The following is a 16,177-nucleotide window of genomic DNA, read 5'->3' as shown; positions in this document are numbered from 1 at the left end:
ATTTAATACCGAACCGGACCGTTCGGTTCGAAAACTTATGATACTATAAGTTTCTAGTTTTTAAACCCCTTTATAAATTATTAATAAAATAAAAATGGTAAATAACAAATATATTTATATCTCAGTTGCTTATTTACAAGCAAATTTCAGTACTCATTAATTTTTGACAATTAGCTTTTTATAGAATGAAGTGATAAGGCTTTTAACTGCAAGGACTGCGGAGATATCCTAATATACGAAGTGAAAGTGGGAGTAGTTCAAACACTTTAGCTAAACATATTAATAAAAATTATATATAATAATCATAGTCTATACGTTAAAATTAACTATATATTTTTACACCTTCTACGATTGTAGGTGAAATTAGTTGTATAACAGGACTGAATTAAATAATTGGACATGTTAATTTTGACAGAAAATTCATTTGAATGATATAGGTAATACAATTTGATTACCTCTTTTCAAACTGTATGGTTTGAGGTTCACATAATATAGGGATGGATAATATATTTTTGTTCCAAACTTATTTATACTTACAAAAAATTCAAGAAAATAGATGGTAAATATCACCTGGAATATTAAGCTCGTTTTTATTAGGAGGATTACAAAGTATGACTAAAGTTGATAAGATTAAAGAAAAAATTATTGAAACATCTTTATATTTATTTAATACTAATGGGATAACTCGCACATCCATACAGGATATAATGACAGCTACTGAACTACCTAAAGGATCTATTTATCGTAGATTCAAAAGTAAAGAAGAAATTGTCCTTGCTGCCTATGACAAAAGTGGTGAGATTATGTGGAGTCATTTTCATAAAGCAATGGAAAATAAAAAGACAGCAATCGATAAAATTCTTGCAATTTTCCTTGTATATCAAGATGCAGCTAATAATCCTCCTATTGCTGGAGGCTGTCCATTACTTAATAGCGCAATTGAAAGTACTGGAGTATTTCCAGAATTACAAAAAGCAGCAGCAAAAGGTTATGATGATACAGTAATGTTAATGGCTTCTCTCATAAAAGAAGGAATAGAGAAACAAGAACTTAAAGAAGATATAGATATTATATCGCTCGCTTCTTTTCTTGCATCTTCAATGGAGGGAGCTATTATGGCAAGTCGCGTATCTAACGATAATATACACCATCATTATTTTATTGAACAAATAAAACATCATCTTTTCTCTTATTCTAAATAAGTGAGAACTTGCAGTGTTTCCATCCGATTTTTATAAACTTAAATTGAATACATACCCCTTATGAACAGTATCTTTTGTTTATGAGGGGTATTTGAATAGCTTTTAGACGATGTTTCATGTTTCTTATTGAACGGCTTTGTTATCGTTACTACAGGAAAAGCAATAAAGAATGAATTACATATAAACTGATTTATATGTTGTAAGTGTTTCTATATTGGGTTTGTAAATCTACACAATAAGGTTTCATTGTATATAATAAGTGGAATAGAAGTTCAGTTAGATAAAATTCGGTAGTCGAATTTTTTTGCATAAAGCTGTATAATGCTTGTAACGAAAGGGAAATACAGGAAGGGATTTGTAATGAGTTACTATGGAAAAAGATAAACAACAATTAAGCGTTGAAGTTGCAAGATTATATTATCAATCAGATTATAGTCAGCAAGAAATTGCTAACAAATTAAATATTTCAAGACCGACGATTTCTAGATTGTTAAAGTACGCGAAAGAAAAAGGGTTTGTTCAAATTAGCATCGCCGATCCATTTGCGGATTTAGATAACGTTGGGAATTTACTGAAAGAAAAGTACAACTTGTTAGAGGCACATGTTGTGTTTTCTCCAGTACCGGAATATGCAACGATTACAGAGTATATAAGTAAATATGCTGCTGAGTATATGGAAAAGACGGTTAAAAACGGTGATATTGTTGGTGTAAGCTGGGGAATGACGATGTATGAAATCGCTAGAAAAATCGTACCGCAACATGTAAAAGGGGTAGAGGTTGTCCAGCTAAAAGGTGGTATTAGTCATTCAAGTGTAAATACATATGCGAATGAGACGATAGCTTTATTTGCAGATGCTTTTCAAACGACGCCAAGAAATCTACCTCTTCCAGTTATATTTGATAATGCAGTGACAAAAGAATTAGTGGAGCAGGATCGACATATTCATCACATTATCGAAATGGGAAAACAAGCGAATATTGCAATTTTTACTGTAGGAACAGTGCGAGACGAAGCGTTATTATTCCGATTAGGTTATTTCGATAAGGATGAAACAAATTTACTCAAAAAACAATCGGTCGGTGACATTTGTTCACGTTTCTTTGATGGAGACGGAAATATTAGTAGCGAAGAAATCAATAAGCGTACCATTGGAATTGAGTTAGAGGAACTGAAATTAAAGAAACGCTCTATTTTAGTTGCAGGTGGTAATAGAAAAATAAAAGCAATTGATGGTGCGTTACGTGGCGGGTATGCGAATGTATTAATTATCGATCAGCATACAGCAAAAGAACTGTTACATTATCAAAAAGGTTAGAAATAAAAGGAGTTCTCAAAATTAACATATTGAGAACTCCTTTTATTTTGTTATGTATGAATGATAGGAGTCTTTTTTGAACACAATTTGCCTTTTTAAAAATAATTATGGATATGGAGATACATACTACCATTGTTAACATAGAAAATTTGATTATATAGGAAGTGTTCTTTGTTAGAATGCGCTTTATTTACTACAAGAAAATTCCTTTTAAAAAAGAATGAACAAAATTTCAAAAGTGTATTTACATTTGTTCAACTAAGAGTTAGAATGAAGTTGTTAAAAGATATGAGGAGTGAAGATAATGAACATTGCAAAGTTAATTGACCATACAATTTTAAAAGCTAATACTACTAAAGAAGATGTTATGAAAGTAATCGAAGAAGCAAAGGAATATAAATTCGCTTCTGTTTGTATTAACCCAACATGGGTAAAATTAGCGGCTGATGAACTAGCTGGGCATGATGTAGACGTTTGTACTGTAATCGGTTTCCCATTAGGAGCAAGCACTACTGAAACAAAAGCATTTGAAACAAAAGATGCTATTGCAAAAGGTGCAACTGAAGTTGATATGGTAATCAACGTAGGCGCTTTGAAAGATGGCGACAACGAACTTGTTGAAAAAGACATTTATGAAGTAGTACAAGCAGCAAAAGGAAAAGCTCTTGTAAAAGTAATCATTGAAACTTGCCTATTAACAGATGAAGAGAAAGTACGTGCTTGTGAATTATCAGTAAAAGCTGGTGCTGATTTCGTAAAAACTTCAACTGGATTCTCAACTGGCGGAGCAACTGCTGAAGATATCGCATTAATGCGTAAAACAGTAGGACCAAACGTTGGTGTAAAAGCATCTGGCGGTGTTCGTACACGTGAAGATGCAGACAAAATGGTAGCTGCTGGAGCTTCTCGCGTTGGAGCAAGTGCTAGTGTTGCAATCGTATTAAATGATGCAAAAGGTGCTACAGATAACTACTAATCGATAAAAGCTTAAAGCAATAGATATACGTTTAAAGTATATCTATTGCTTTAATAATTGAAAAAAATGTAAGCGGATACGAATGGGAGGAAACGGCTTATGAAATACTTAATCGGTGTTTTTGGCCTCGTATTGATTTTAGGTATCGCTTGGCTTGCTAGTAATGATAGAAAGAAAGTCAAATATCGTCCAATCATAACGATGGTTATATTACAATTTATTTTGGGGTTTCTATTATTAAATACAAGTGTAGGGAATATATTAATTAGCGGAATAGCAGATGGTTTTGGAGAGCTATTAAAATATGCCGCTGACGGTGTGAATTTCGTATTTGGTGGATTAGTAAATCAAAAAGAGTTTTCGTTCTTTTTAAGTGTATTAATGCCAATCGTATTTATATCAGCCTTAATAGGTATTTTGCAACATATTAAAGTATTACCTATTATTGTGAAATCTATCGGTCTAGCATTAAGTAAAGTAAATGGAATGGGGAAACTAGAATCATATAACGCTGTTGCATCTGCGATTTTAGGACAATCTGAAGTATTTATTTCAGTTAAGAAACAACTAGGGTTATTGCCAGAGAAAAGAATGTATACATTATGTGCATCAGCAATGTCTACAGTTTCTATGTCTATCGTTGGATCATATATGGTGTTATTAAAACCACAATATGTTGTAACCGCTTTAGTGCTTAACTTATTCGGTGGTTTCATCATTGCTTCTATCATTAACCCATATGAAGTTACTGAGGAAGAAGATATGTTAGAAGTACAAGAAGAAGAGAAGAAGACCTTCTTTGAAGTATTAGGGGAATACATTATTGATGGATTTAAAGTTGCGATTACAGTAGCAGCTATGTTAGTCGGTTTCGTTGCTCTTATCGCATTCATTAATGCAGTATTTAAAGGTGTAATCGGTATTTCATTCCAAGAAATTCTTGGTTATGCATTTGCACCATTTGCATTTATTATGGGTGTACCTTGGCATGAAGCAGTTAATGCCGGAAATATTATGGCAACAAAATTAGTATCAAATGAATTTGTCGCTATGACAGATTTAGCACAAGGAAACTTTAATTTCTCAGATAGAACGACAGCGATTATCTCTGTATTCTTAGTTTCATTTGCAAACTTCTCTTCAATTGGGATTATTGCAGGGGCAGTTAAGAGCTTAAATGAAAAGCAAGGGAATGTAGTCGCAAGATTTGGTTTGAAATTACTATTCGGTGCAACATTAGTAAGTTTCTTATCAGCAACAATCGTTGGCTTATTATTTTAATAGATTTATATAATATAAAAAGGAATGGTGATTGTAATGAGAATGGTAGATATTATTGCAAAAAAACGTGACGGCAAAGAATTAACGATTGAAGAAATCAAATTCTTTATTAATGGATATACAGACGGAAGTATTCCTGATTATCAAGTGAGTGCGCTTGCAATGGCAATCTTCTTTAAAGATATGACAGATCGCGAACGTGCAGATTTAACGATGGCGATGGTTGAGTCTGGAGAAACGATCGACTTATCAGCAATTGAAGGAATTAAAGTAGACAAACATTCAACTGGCGGTGTTGGTGATACAACAACATTAGTATTAGGACCGTTAGTAGCTGCTTTAGATGTACCAGTAGCAAAAATGTCTGGTCGTGGTTTAGGACATACAGGCGGAACAATTGATAAATTAGAAGCGGTAGAAGGATTCCACGTTGAAATTACGAAAGAACAATTCATTGATATTGTAAACCGTGACAAAGTAGCTGTTATTGGACAAACAGGAAACTTAACACCTGCAGATAAAAAGATTTATGCATTACGCGACGTAACAGGAACTGTTAACTCAATTCCTTTAATCGCAAGTTCAATTATGAGTAAAAAAATTGCAGCTGGTGCTGACGCAATCGTACTTGATGTAAAAACAGGTGCTGGTGCATTTATGAAAACAGAAGAAGATGCAAAAGAATTAGCACATGCAATGGTACGTATCGGAAATAATGTAGGACGTCAAACTATGGCTGTTATTTCAGATATGTCACAACCACTTGGTTTTGCAATTGGTAACGCTCTAGAAGTGAAAGAAGCGATTGATACGTTAAAAGGTGAAGGTCCAGAAGATTTAACAGAATTAGTACTCGTATTAGGAAGTCAGATGGTCGTACTTGCGAAAAAAGCAAATACATTAGAAGAAGCTCGTGAAATGCTAATTGAAGTGATGAAGAACGGAAAAGCAACTGAGAAGTTTAAAGAGTTCTTAAGCAATCAAGGCGGAGATAGTTCAATTGTAGACAATCCAGAAAAAATGCCACAAGCGAAGTATGTAATTGATGTACCTGCAAAAACTTCAGGTGTTATTTCTAACATTGTTGCAGATGAGATTGGTATTGCAGCTATGTTACTTGGTGCAGGTCGTGCAACGAAGGAAGATGAAATCGATTTAGCAGTAGGATTAATGTTACGTAAAAAAGTTGGCGATGCAGTAAAAGAAGGCGAGCCTTTCGTAACAATCTACGCAAACCGTGAAAATGTAGAAGATGTAAAAGCAAAAATTTATGAGAATATTTCTATAGCTGAAACAGCAGTGGCTCCTAAATTAGTTCATACAGTTATTACTGACTAATCATCATTTCATTTACTTTGAGGGGGAAATAATATGGATAAGAAAAAATATATTGAAGAAGCAAACAAGATGTTATCGAAAGCGTATATTCCGTATTCTAAATTTCCTGTTGGCGCAGCGTTAGTTACGAAAGAAGGGAAAATCTATACTGGTTGTAATATAGAAAATGCTTCTTATGGTTTATGTAACTGTGCAGAAAGAACAGCAATATTTAAAGCGGTATCAGAAGGGGAGCGCGATTTTAGTTACTTAGTTATTACAGGAGAAACTGATGGACCGATTTCACCATGTGGTGCGTGTAGACAAGTAATTGCTGAATTCTGTGATCCGAAAATGCCTGTATTACTAACGAATGTAAAAGGTGATGAAAAAGAAGTGACTGTTGAGCAATTACTTCCAGGTGCTTTCACAATTGACGATTTAAAATAAGTTAAAAAGCCATTTTGCAATTATTAATTGCAGAATGGCTTTTTTGTTCATATTCCGTTCATAAACTTTGCGTAAAATGATTGCAGCGAATATGGAAAGTTTACAGCAGGAGGAATATAATGAAGAAATTCTATAATGCGGCATGTAGTTACTTATTGGTTTATGATTTTGTTAAAAAAGTCATTTAAATAGATAGGAGTGGAAAGTATGATAGCACTTTTATCAAGTGTCGTAGCAGTTTGTATGGCTGTTGGGGTAATGTTTCTACGTTTTAAAGCAGCGAAAAAGCCGGTAACGAAAAAGAAAATTATATTGCCGCCAATTTTTATGAGTACAGGCGCAATGATGTACTTTTTACCAGAGTTTCGATTAACATCGTTAGAAATAGTCGAGGCAATTAGTATAGGGCTTATTTTCTCTATTTTTCTTATTAAAACAACTAAGTTCGAAATAAAAGGCGAACATATATTTATGAAACCGTCAAAAGCATTCATATTTATTTTAGTAGGCTTATTAGCTGTACGCGTGGCATTAAAGTCATATTTAAGCCAATCAATTGATTTGGCAGAGTTAAGCGGAATGTTTTTCTTACTTGCATTTGCGATGATTGTGTCGTGGAGAATTGCGATGTATCGCTCGTTTACTAAATTAAAAAAGACAATAAAAAGAGCTGGAATTTCTATATAGGAAATCCAGCTCTTTTTATGTTTTATTAGAATTCTTTAGCTCGGAACTCATTTGCTTAATTTTAAACGTATTTGAGCATCTTGTAATGCGGCTGGTGTAACGTTAAGACCATTTTGATCAACAATTTTTGTGTTTAATAAAATGGAATCTAGGCTTCCACGAAATGTTTCTGTATAGTTTTGACGTAACATTTGTTGTTCTTGTTTTTCATCAACTGTTAATCCAGTTGCTTTTTCTTTTTTTGACAATTCGTTAATACGGAATAAAATGTTTTTCATTTGATTCACCTCTAGTTAGATTTAATTATATTAGTTACTTACTAATATATAGTTATTTTAACGCTTAATTTTTATTATGTCAACACCATCTAAAAGGTTAAAAATTGACGAAAAATTATAACAATAATAGAATAAATTGTATTGATGATTAGTTTCACAAGCATACATAGAACACTAGGGGGATTATTATGAAATCAACATTTTTTGCTCAAAATAGAGAAAGACTAACGAAAACATTACCTGATGAATCCGTTACGATTTTATTTGCGGGACAAGCACCGCATATGTCAGCTGATGCACATTATAAATTTGTACCGAATCGTAATTTTTATTACTTAACGGGAATTGATGAACCAAATGTTATTTTTATGCTGAAAAAGTTTGGGAATAGTGTAGAAGAGACACTTTTCATTGAAAAATCAGATCCAGTAATGGAAAAATGGGTTGGGAAGACAGTTTCTAGCGAAGAAGCAGAGGGAATTTCAGGTATAAAGAAAGTTGTATATTTAGATAGCTTTGAAAAGACAATGTCAAATATACTTTTTACAGAAAATGCGAAGCATCTATATTTAGATATAGAACGTCGTGATTGGAATGGTACGGAGACAAAAACATTAGCATTTGCTAAACATGTAAGAGAAAAATACCCACACGTAACAATTGGTAATGTATATCCGAACATTTGTGAATTACGAGTATTTAAAACAGAGGAAGAAATTGAAATTATTAAAGAAGCGATTGCTGTAACGAAAGATGGTATTTACAATGTGTTAAAAAATGCAAAAGCAGGCATGATGGAGTATGAATTAGAAGCTCAATTTGATTTTACACTGAAATCATCTGGCATTAAGCACCATGCGTTCAATACAATTTTGGCGAGTGGGAAAAATGCTACAGTTCTTCATTATGAAGATAATGATGCACAAATTCAAAATGGTGACTTAGTATTACTAGATTTAGGTGCTCAAAAAGACTACTATAACGCTGATATTAGTTATACATTCCCGGCAAATGGAACATTCTCTAGTCGTCAAAAACAAATTTATAATATTGTATTAAAAGCATTAAAAGAAACAACAGCGCTTATTAAGCCAGGATTAAAGTTCGCTGCATTAAATGAGCATACAAAAAAGGTACTGGCAGAAGAGTGTAAAGCAATTGGTTTAATTCAAGAAGATGAAGAGTTATCAAAATACTATTATCATGGTGTCAGCCATTTCCTTGGTTTAGATACACATGATGTAGGAACATATAAAGATAGAATGTTAGAAGAAGGTATGGTTATAACAATTGAACCTGGTCTTTACATTGAAGGAGAATCAATTGGAATTCGTATTGAAGATGACATTCTTGTAACGAAAGACGGGTATGAAAACTTGTCAAAAGATATCATTAGAGAAGTTGAAGAAATTGAAGAATTTATGAGTGTAAATAATGAACATGTAAAAGGAAACCAAGCTGTAGTTAAATAATAAAAGAGTCATCACTAATTTATTTGAACTTTATCTCGAATCGTGGACAATTAAAAAATCCATGATTCGGGATAGGGTTCTTTTCTTCGAAATACTAATCTTTAATTATTAATCCTAATAAAGTAGCAAACTGAACAGCTTGATATGTTGATACTTTACATCCTCTTAAATCGTTCACTGAAACTGTAAGTGTATCAAAGGTAGAAGAACTAATATCTATCCCCTTCAGTGATGTCTGATCAAAATTAGCTTCATCAAGACTACATAATTGGAATTCAACTTTTTTAAGTTTACAGTCAAAAAAATCTGCATTATTTAATGAAGTTTCATTAAATATAATTTTTCCAGTTTAGAATTTCCAAATGCTGCTAAATTCAAAATTGAATTCTCAAATTTAACATTTCCTAAGCTAGATTCTGTGAAATTTACTCCGATTAATTTACTGTTTTTAAATTCGACTCTGTGAACAGAAGAATTGCTTAAATTAACATTTGATAAATCACAGTTTTCAAAACAAACATCTGTAATATCAATATTGCTAAAGTCTGTATTAGTGAATTTACAATTCTTTATCACTGCATCATACAATCGCACTCTATCTACACATTCATTTTCGAAAGTGGAGTCTATAATTTCACAGACTTCTAATGTTGGATCTTCTTCATAAAAAATATCTTGAAAATTCTTTGAAGATAACTCTGGTGAAATTTTTGGTCTATCAATTTTCATCGTATATCAATCCTCTTCTATTTGATATATTTGTGTAATTTGAGTCCATTGTCTGTAAAGAACATTAGTTCTTATTATACAAAAATCTAAGTTCTTTTGTGAAGAGCATTTTAGCTACATTTTTCTTATTTAATAATAGCAGTGTTATTGTTTCTTAAGAAATAACGTCAAAACAAATACGAGAACGGCTAATATAGTCGCTACAAGGAAAGCATTATGTATTTCTAAAATATTCGCCTCTTGTAATGTCTCCGCTTTTAGTAATCTTCCAATTAGCTTACGTAAGATCTAATTACATCTCCTTATTTTCTTGAAAATCAACCTCTATAATGATTTTGAAAAAGAAAAAGGGGGGATTTTCCATGAAGCGATTTGTATTAGCAGTCATTACAGTCTCTGCAATATTTTTAATTGCTGCCTGTTCTGTGACGACAAATACAACAAATGATCATAAAAATATGAATGATAAAAAAACACTACAGACTGAAACAGCTACAACACCATTGAAAGTTGAAAAAGGACCAGAAGTTACTTTAATAGCGAAAGAAGAAAAGCAAAAATTAAGTAACGGTGTTATTGTTCCAGTCTGGACATTTAATGGCTCATCTCCTGGTTCAGAAATTCGGGTGAAAAAAGGTGAAAAGGTGAAAGTGACATTAAAAAATGAATTATCTGCACCAGTATCTATTCATTGGCATGGATATCCTGTCCCAAATAACATGGATGGAATTCCAGGCGTGACACAAGATGCAGTTGAACCAGGAAAAAGTTTCACTTACGAATTTGAAGCGAACGTACCAGGAACGTACTGGTATCACTCGCATCAAGATTCTGTAAATCAATTAGATAGAGGTTTGTATGGAGCGCTCATTGTAGAAGATACAAAGGAAAAATATGATAAAGATTACACATTAATGTTGGATGAATGGGTTACAGATAAAGAAGAAATGAATAAGCAGTTAAAAGAAATGACAAAAGGGCAAATAGGTAATAAATCTAAAGGTAATGAAAATGGGGAAAAGAATGATGATAAGAACGGCATGGCTCATTCTGATATGAACATGGGCAGTGATAAAAAAGACTCTAGTAATATGGAAGGAATGGACCATGGAAATATGAAGATGGAAGGTCATGATATGAGTATGTACGATTTATTCACAATCAATGGAAAAAGCGGTGATTTAGTAGCGCCATTAAAAGTGAATAAGGGAGATAACGTTCGTCTTAGACTCGTCAATGCTGGTTATCTATCACATGATATACATGTTCATGGCCATGATATAAAAGTAATTGCGACAGATGGTCAACCAATAAACGATCCAAAAGTTATAAAGGATAAAGTAATTTCAATCGCACCGGGTGAACGTTATGATATTGAATTTACTGCTAATAATCCTGGGAAATGGTATGTTGAAGACCATTCGAAAAATAAAGGTGCAAAAGGAATGAAAGCTGTTATTGAATATGATGGCAGCAAAGAGATGAAAGATAAAGCAGATGAAAAAGAAAAATTACCGAAAGTAGATATGACGAAATATGGTGCTAAAAAATTAGGTAGTTTCACATTAAATCAAGAGTATACTGCCACATATAATATGGACTTAAATACGCAAATGAATGGAAATGAAATGGTATATACAATTAACGGAAAGGTATTTCCAGATATTGACCCAATTCAAGTAAAAAAGGGTGATTTAGTAAAAGTAAAATTAGTAAATGGTTCTAAAATGGACGATCATCCAATGCATTTACATGGTCACTTCTTCCAGTTATTGAGTAAAGATGGAAAACCGATAGAAGGTTCTCCAATTGTGAAAGATACATTGAACTTAAAACCGGGAGAAGAATATGAAGTAGCCTTTGTAGCAGATAATCCAGGCGATTGGATGTTCCACTGTCATGATTTACACCATGCTTCAGCTGGGATGGTAACAGAAGTAAAATATACAGATTACAAATCGGATTATGTTCCAAACCGAAACATTCCTAATAAGCCAGAGTAATATTAAGCAGTTATCCTATGGATAGCTGCTTATTCATTTTTGTTGCAAGTACTAATGTATGTGTTGATCATGCCCGGATGTAGGTGAGGGAGTATGATCTGGGAATGTCGCGAATACGGCAACGATAATTACTACACTAATTGAAAGTAATGACAAAAAACGCTGTTGGATAAAAGTAGAAAAGTTCTCCGATAATAATTGAATCACACAGGACATAGTAATCGTTATAGTAAGTAAAAGGCTAATGAACAATATACTATGAGCTTGTTGAGCGTTTAACATTTCTGTAATCATTGCTCCCATCATACTTGCCATTAATCCAGAGAACATTCCTTCTAAAGCGGTATATAGGTGAAAACGTAGACCGATTAAAAAGCCGATAAAACCACTAATTGAAATAGCAAGCAAAGTAGAATATAGTAATTCCTCCTTAAAGAGAATACCTAAGTAAAAACCAATACTTAAACCGATACTCATACTAAAAGACATAATAAATACCATATACTCCATTAGGGTACCCTTACGTTTAGAAATATTGGATGTAATAAGAATTGAGGTACAGCAAAGTGTTAAGGTAGTTAACGTATAAGCAAACATTATGATACCTCCTTGTCCTATCGTTCATTTCATCATATGTTTATATGGAGGGTACTTATGCTTATTAATATCTGCATATTATCTGCACAATTTCATAGATGTAAGCAAAGGAACGCTTGATTTTTTAGGGCGTCTTTTTTAATTATAAGCATGTGAAAGAAATTGTTATATTATGAGTTTCTATTGTGAAGCCATAAAGAATAAGCGTATAATATTATAGTTATCCCATTACTCGGGACAAACCGCGAATGATAAATAAGATTGTTGTTTTATCATCGCTTCTAAACATATAGACAATGAAAGTAACACTGGAATACAGATAGGGAGTTATAAAATGAAATTAATTATTGCCGAGAAACCAGATCAAGGGTTGGCTCTTGTTTCACAGTTTAAATATCGCCGGAAAGATGGATATTTAGAGGTAGAAGCGAATGAGTTATTTCCAAATGGAGCGTACTGTACATGGGCAATTGGTCATTTGACGCAGTTATGTAATCCAGAGCATTATCACGCAGAGTGGAAAAAATGGTCACTTAATACATTACCGATGATTCCAGAACGTTTTCAATTTGAAGTAACAAAGTCAAAGTATAAGCAATTTAACGTTGTGAAACAGCTGTTACATAATCCACAGGTAACAGAAATCATTCACGCAGGAGATGCTGGGCGTGAAGGGGAACTGATCGTACGAAATATTATTAATCTTTGTAACGTGCAAAAGCCGATGAAACGTCTATGGATTTCATCTTTAACGAAGCAAGCTATTTACCAAGGATTTAAAAATCTACTTGATGAATCAGATACAATTAATACGTATTACGAAGCATACACAAGATCTTGCGCTGACTGGGTTGTTGGTATGAATGCATCACGTGTCTTTAGTATTTTGTTAAAGAAAAAAGGAATGAATGATGTATTTTCTGCTGGTCGTGTCCAAACACCAACGTTAGCATTGATTGTAAAGCGAGAGAAAGAAATTGAAAACTTTAAGTCAGAGCCTTTCTGGGAAGTGTTTGCAACCTTTAATATAGAAGGAAAGAAATATGACGGAAAATGGGAAAAGGATAATGAATCCCGCTTAAAAGATCCTGATATGGCGAATAAAATTGCGGCATTTTGCCAAGGGAAACCGGCTGTTGTGAAGGAAATGAAAACGGAGCGTAAAGAGTTTCAGCCGCCGCTTTTATTTAACTTATCATCACTGCAAGCAACGGCAAATAAAGCCTTTAAGTTTTCACCGAAAAAGACGCTTGATATAACGCAAGCACTATATCAAAAAGGGATTGTTTCTTATCCACGTTCAGATTCTAACTATGTTACACAAGGAGAAGCAGCGACGTTCCCTGATATTTTACAGAAGTTGAGTCAGTTTGATGAATATAAAGGCTTATTACCGGCTCCGGTTGAATCCATTATGAATAACAAGCGTTATGTAAATGAAAAGAAAGTAACAGATCACTACGCAATTATTCCGACAGAGCAAGTTACAAACCCAAGCAGACTATCAGGTGATGAAAAGAAAATATACGATATGATCGTAAGAAGGCTTATTGCAGCTCATTATGAAGTTGCAATCTTTGACTATACAACGATTGTAACGCTTGTAGATGAACGTGCTGAATTCATTTCAAAAGGAAAACAGCAAATTCAAGAAGGTTGGCGTAAAGTTATTTTTCAAGACGATAAAGATGACGAAACCATTCTTCCAATTGTAGCTGAAGGCGAAGAAGGAAAAGTTGTAAAGGTGAAAGTGAAAGAAGGAAAAACACAGCCACCGAAGCGCTATACAGAAGGACAACTTATTACGTTAATGAAAACAGCTGGTAAGTATTTAGAGAATGAAGAGCTGGAGAAAGTATTAAAGAAAACAGAAGGTTTAGGGACGTTATCTACAAAAAATATATGTGCATAAATTAATAGTGTTGGAGATCACCTCTCAAATCAAGGATGAAGCTATTTAAACAAGTGTGCAAAATTGATTTATGTACAAAAAACATTTTAAGTCAAGTTTAGGATAGGTAAAGTACTTTACAGATTAATGTAATTAAAATAGTTTAATCGAGAAAGGATGTTTAAAAACATGGAGTTAGTTTATATATGGTTTCCAGAGGAGCATTATGTACTTTGTAATCAGAACTTAAACTTTGGTAGTCATTTTTGTTTAGAATATGCACCTAAATCTCAAACGCTTATGATTAACAATAATCCAAATTATTTTCCAGGATTTTTAATTTAGGGAGAAATAATGGTGAGGAAACAGATGTAAAAAATATAACGGCTATAGTAGGTGAGAATGGTGTTGGTAAATCATCTATATTGAATTTTATAAAAAGAATATCGCATTGCGTACTCCGTTTATGAAAGATATTTTTGCTATTATTGTTTTTCAAGATAATTTAGGTTCCCTACATATTTATTGTCATAATGAAATGGAAATCAATATACAGAACTATACGAATGCAAAATATATCTTAAAAGAAATAAAGGAAATAGGGAAATCTCTAAATTAGACTTTATTTTTTATTCAAGTATTTTTGATAATGGTTTTGAAGAGATACATTATGAGGACAAGTTAATGAATATTTCGACCAATTATCTTGTTAAAGAAGACTTTCGAAAGAGTTATTTTACCATGAAAAGTGAGTTGGAATTTCATCGTCTTAAAGAAATACAGCGGCAAGTTCAATTTGTTACAAGTGAGGATAAAAAACTATGTAAAGTGAAATTCCCATTACCTGATGATATTACAATAAAAATTTCAGAAGTTGACATGCAACCGATGCTTAGGGAGATGCAAAAGTTTGAATTTACTAAATTTTTCAAAGAGTTGTTCGAAGAATTGAATAATGTTGTATATGAAGGAAATGAAGACTTTTTTTATGAAAAATACTTTATGAGGAATTTAATTCTTAGAGTGATGCAGCAACTATTTCTTGAACTACCACGCTTGAATTTAGTTTATTTTATGGAAAAATCATACAAGAAATTCCGTGAAATAAATAAAAATATACTTTGTCAGATAAATGTTTAATGTGGTTAAAATATATGTTGTATTCGATAAGAAATGAAAGCTATTCTAGAGAACAGGTTGCTTTTTTGAGGGGTTAATTGGGATTTTAATATATTTTGATAATAATATTTGGAATGGGAATTTTAAAGTTGACCGAGGCTCAATTGTAATGTCATTAAAGAAAGATCTTGGTTTATTTCAGGAGTTGTATAAAATATATAGCCAATCAATAGGACGTGATTCTTATTTAGCATTTGAATGGAGAAATTTAAGTTCAGGGGAAACGGCTATGCTTAATTTATATTCTCGATTTTACTCACTAATAAAACAATCAACTTTTAATCCAAACGTAATAATACTTATAGATGAAGGGGAACTATACTTTCATCCACAATGGCAAAAGCGTTTTTTATCTAGCATAATTTCTTTTTTGAGAGAAATTTTCTATGGCCATGGGGTAGAATCTCTTCAAATTATAATGACATCTAATTCTCCTTTTATCGTTTCTGATTTGCCAAGTTCTAATGTTATATTTTTAAAAAGGATAAATGAAGACAGTGTTGTTATTAAGAATCTAGAGGGGCAATATAAAACATTTGCAGCCAATATTCATAGTTTGTTTTCTCATTCTTTTTCTTAGAAGACGGTTTAATTGGAGAATTTGCTAAAAATAAGATAAATTATGTTATTGATTTGTTGATAAATGGGAATGATAAGCAATTAAGAAAAAGCAGGATAGAGATTGAATATGTAATTAATAATATTGGTGAGCCTATACTGAGGAATAAAATAGCGAATATGTTAAAAGATAGATTTTCTCTTAATGCGGTAAGTATTGAAGAAAGAATTGTTTTATT

Annotated in this window: 15 protein-coding genes and 2 pseudogenes; 14 read left to right on the top strand and 3 right to left on the bottom strand. The window is 32.6% G+C overall.

Annotation, left to right across the window (positions count from 1 at the left end; all coding sequences use genetic code 11):
- Window positions 1-611: 611 nt before the first annotated feature.
- From IQ781_RS06360 to IQ781_RS06330, 7 genes are all read left to right on the top strand, one after another.
- Window positions 612-1,202 (top strand): TetR/AcrR family transcriptional regulator, encoded by a 591-nt coding sequence (locus IQ781_RS06360; protein ID WP_000169640.1) that lies wholly within the window; start codon window positions 612-614, stop codon window positions 1,200-1,202.
- A gap of 370 nt (window positions 1,203-1,572) precedes the next feature.
- Complete coding sequence (locus IQ781_RS06355; RefSeq protein WP_000409781.1) at window positions 1,573-2,520, top strand: DNA-binding transcriptional repressor DeoR; 948 nt, start codon at window positions 1,573-1,575, stop codon at window positions 2,518-2,520.
- A gap of 304 nt (window positions 2,521-2,824) precedes the next feature.
- Window positions 2,825-3,496, top strand: coding sequence for a deoxyribose-phosphate aldolase (deoC, locus tag IQ781_RS06350; RefSeq protein ID WP_001017441.1), 672 nt, complete (start codon window positions 2,825-2,827; stop codon window positions 3,494-3,496).
- 99 nt (window positions 3,497-3,595) lie between these two features.
- Window positions 3,596-4,777 carry a NupC/NupG family nucleoside CNT transporter gene (locus tag IQ781_RS06345; protein ID WP_000876188.1) on the top strand — a complete coding sequence of 394 codons (1,182 nt, stop codon included), beginning with the start codon at window positions 3,596-3,598 and terminating at the stop codon, window positions 4,775-4,777.
- A 36-nt stretch (window positions 4,778-4,813) separates the two neighbouring features.
- Complete coding sequence (locus tag IQ781_RS06340; RefSeq protein WP_139846987.1) at window positions 4,814-6,115, top strand: pyrimidine-nucleoside phosphorylase; 1,302 nt, start codon at window positions 4,814-4,816, stop codon at window positions 6,113-6,115.
- Window positions 6,116-6,148: 33 nt separating this feature from the next.
- Window positions 6,149-6,544 (top strand): cytidine deaminase, encoded by a 396-nt coding sequence (locus tag IQ781_RS06335; protein WP_000358533.1) that lies wholly within the window; start codon window positions 6,149-6,151, stop codon window positions 6,542-6,544.
- Between the two features lie 207 nt (window positions 6,545-6,751).
- The gene (locus IQ781_RS06330) at window positions 6,752-7,231 is read left to right on the top strand and encodes a CcdC family protein (RefSeq protein ID WP_000561075.1); all 480 of its coding nucleotides are present in this window, start codon (window positions 6,752-6,754) and stop codon (window positions 7,229-7,231) included.
- Between the two features lie 47 nt (window positions 7,232-7,278).
- Here the strand turns inward: IQ781_RS06330 and IQ781_RS06325 are convergent, their stop codons facing one another.
- Entirely contained in the window at window positions 7,279-7,509 is a 231-nt protein-coding gene (locus tag IQ781_RS06325) for a DUF896 domain-containing protein (RefSeq protein WP_000789782.1), read from the bottom strand.
- Window positions 7,510-7,697: 188 nt separating this feature from the next.
- Between IQ781_RS06325 and IQ781_RS06320 the strand changes: the two genes are divergently transcribed.
- A complete protein-coding gene (locus tag IQ781_RS06320; RefSeq protein WP_000842980.1) occupies window positions 7,698-8,981 on the top strand; it encodes an aminopeptidase P family protein in 1,284 nt (427 codons plus the stop codon).
- Window positions 8,982-9,075: 94 nt separating this feature from the next.
- Here the strand turns inward: IQ781_RS06320 and IQ781_RS06315 are convergent.
- Window positions 9,076-9,710: pseudogene (locus tag IQ781_RS06315) on the bottom strand (pentapeptide repeat-containing protein).
- Window positions 9,711-10,072: 362 nt separating this feature from the next.
- Here IQ781_RS06315 and IQ781_RS06310 point away from each other — a divergent pair.
- Entirely contained in the window at window positions 10,073-11,713 is a 1,641-nt protein-coding gene (locus tag IQ781_RS06310) for a multicopper oxidase family protein (protein ID WP_000819883.1), read from the top strand.
- 51 nt (window positions 11,714-11,764) lie between these two features.
- Here the strand turns inward: IQ781_RS06310 and IQ781_RS06305 are convergent, their stop codons facing one another.
- Window positions 11,765-12,310, bottom strand: coding sequence for a hypothetical protein (locus IQ781_RS06305; RefSeq protein ID WP_000458533.1), 546 nt, complete (start codon window positions 12,308-12,310; stop codon window positions 11,765-11,767).
- Between the two features lie 334 nt (window positions 12,311-12,644).
- Between IQ781_RS06305 and topB the strand changes: the two are divergent.
- The 5 genes and pseudogenes from topB to IQ781_RS06285 all read left to right on the top strand — a co-directional run.
- A pseudogene (gene topB, locus IQ781_RS06300) lies at window positions 12,645-14,207 on the top strand (DNA topoisomerase III); the annotation flags it as partial.
- Window positions 14,208-14,390: 183 nt separating this feature from the next.
- Complete coding sequence (locus IQ781_RS06295; RefSeq protein ID WP_242808273.1) at window positions 14,391-14,546, top strand: hypothetical protein; 156 nt, start codon at window positions 14,391-14,393, stop codon at window positions 14,544-14,546.
- Window positions 14,534-14,671 (top strand): AAA family ATPase, encoded by a 138-nt coding sequence (locus IQ781_RS28410; RefSeq protein WP_481748667.1) that lies wholly within the window; start codon window positions 14,534-14,536, stop codon window positions 14,669-14,671. Before IQ781_RS06295 ends, IQ781_RS28410 begins: the two co-directional genes overlap by 13 nt.
- A gap of 214 nt (window positions 14,672-14,885) precedes the next feature.
- Window positions 14,886-15,341, top strand: coding sequence for a hypothetical protein (locus IQ781_RS06290; protein WP_242808272.1), 456 nt, complete (start codon window positions 14,886-14,888; stop codon window positions 15,339-15,341).
- 148 nt (window positions 15,342-15,489) lie between these two features.
- Window positions 15,490-15,960 carry an AAA family ATPase gene (locus tag IQ781_RS06285; protein WP_242808271.1) on the top strand — a complete coding sequence of 157 codons (471 nt, stop codon included), beginning with the start codon at window positions 15,490-15,492 and terminating at the stop codon, window positions 15,958-15,960.
- Window positions 15,961-16,177 lie beyond the last annotated feature (217 nt).

It is taken from the genome of Bacillus sp. N447-1 (assembly GCF_022701035.1).
GTDB lineage: Bacteria > Bacillota > Bacilli > Bacillales > Bacillaceae_G > Bacillus_A > Bacillus_A cereus.
This window is presented reverse-complemented; position numbering and strand designations above follow the sequence as displayed.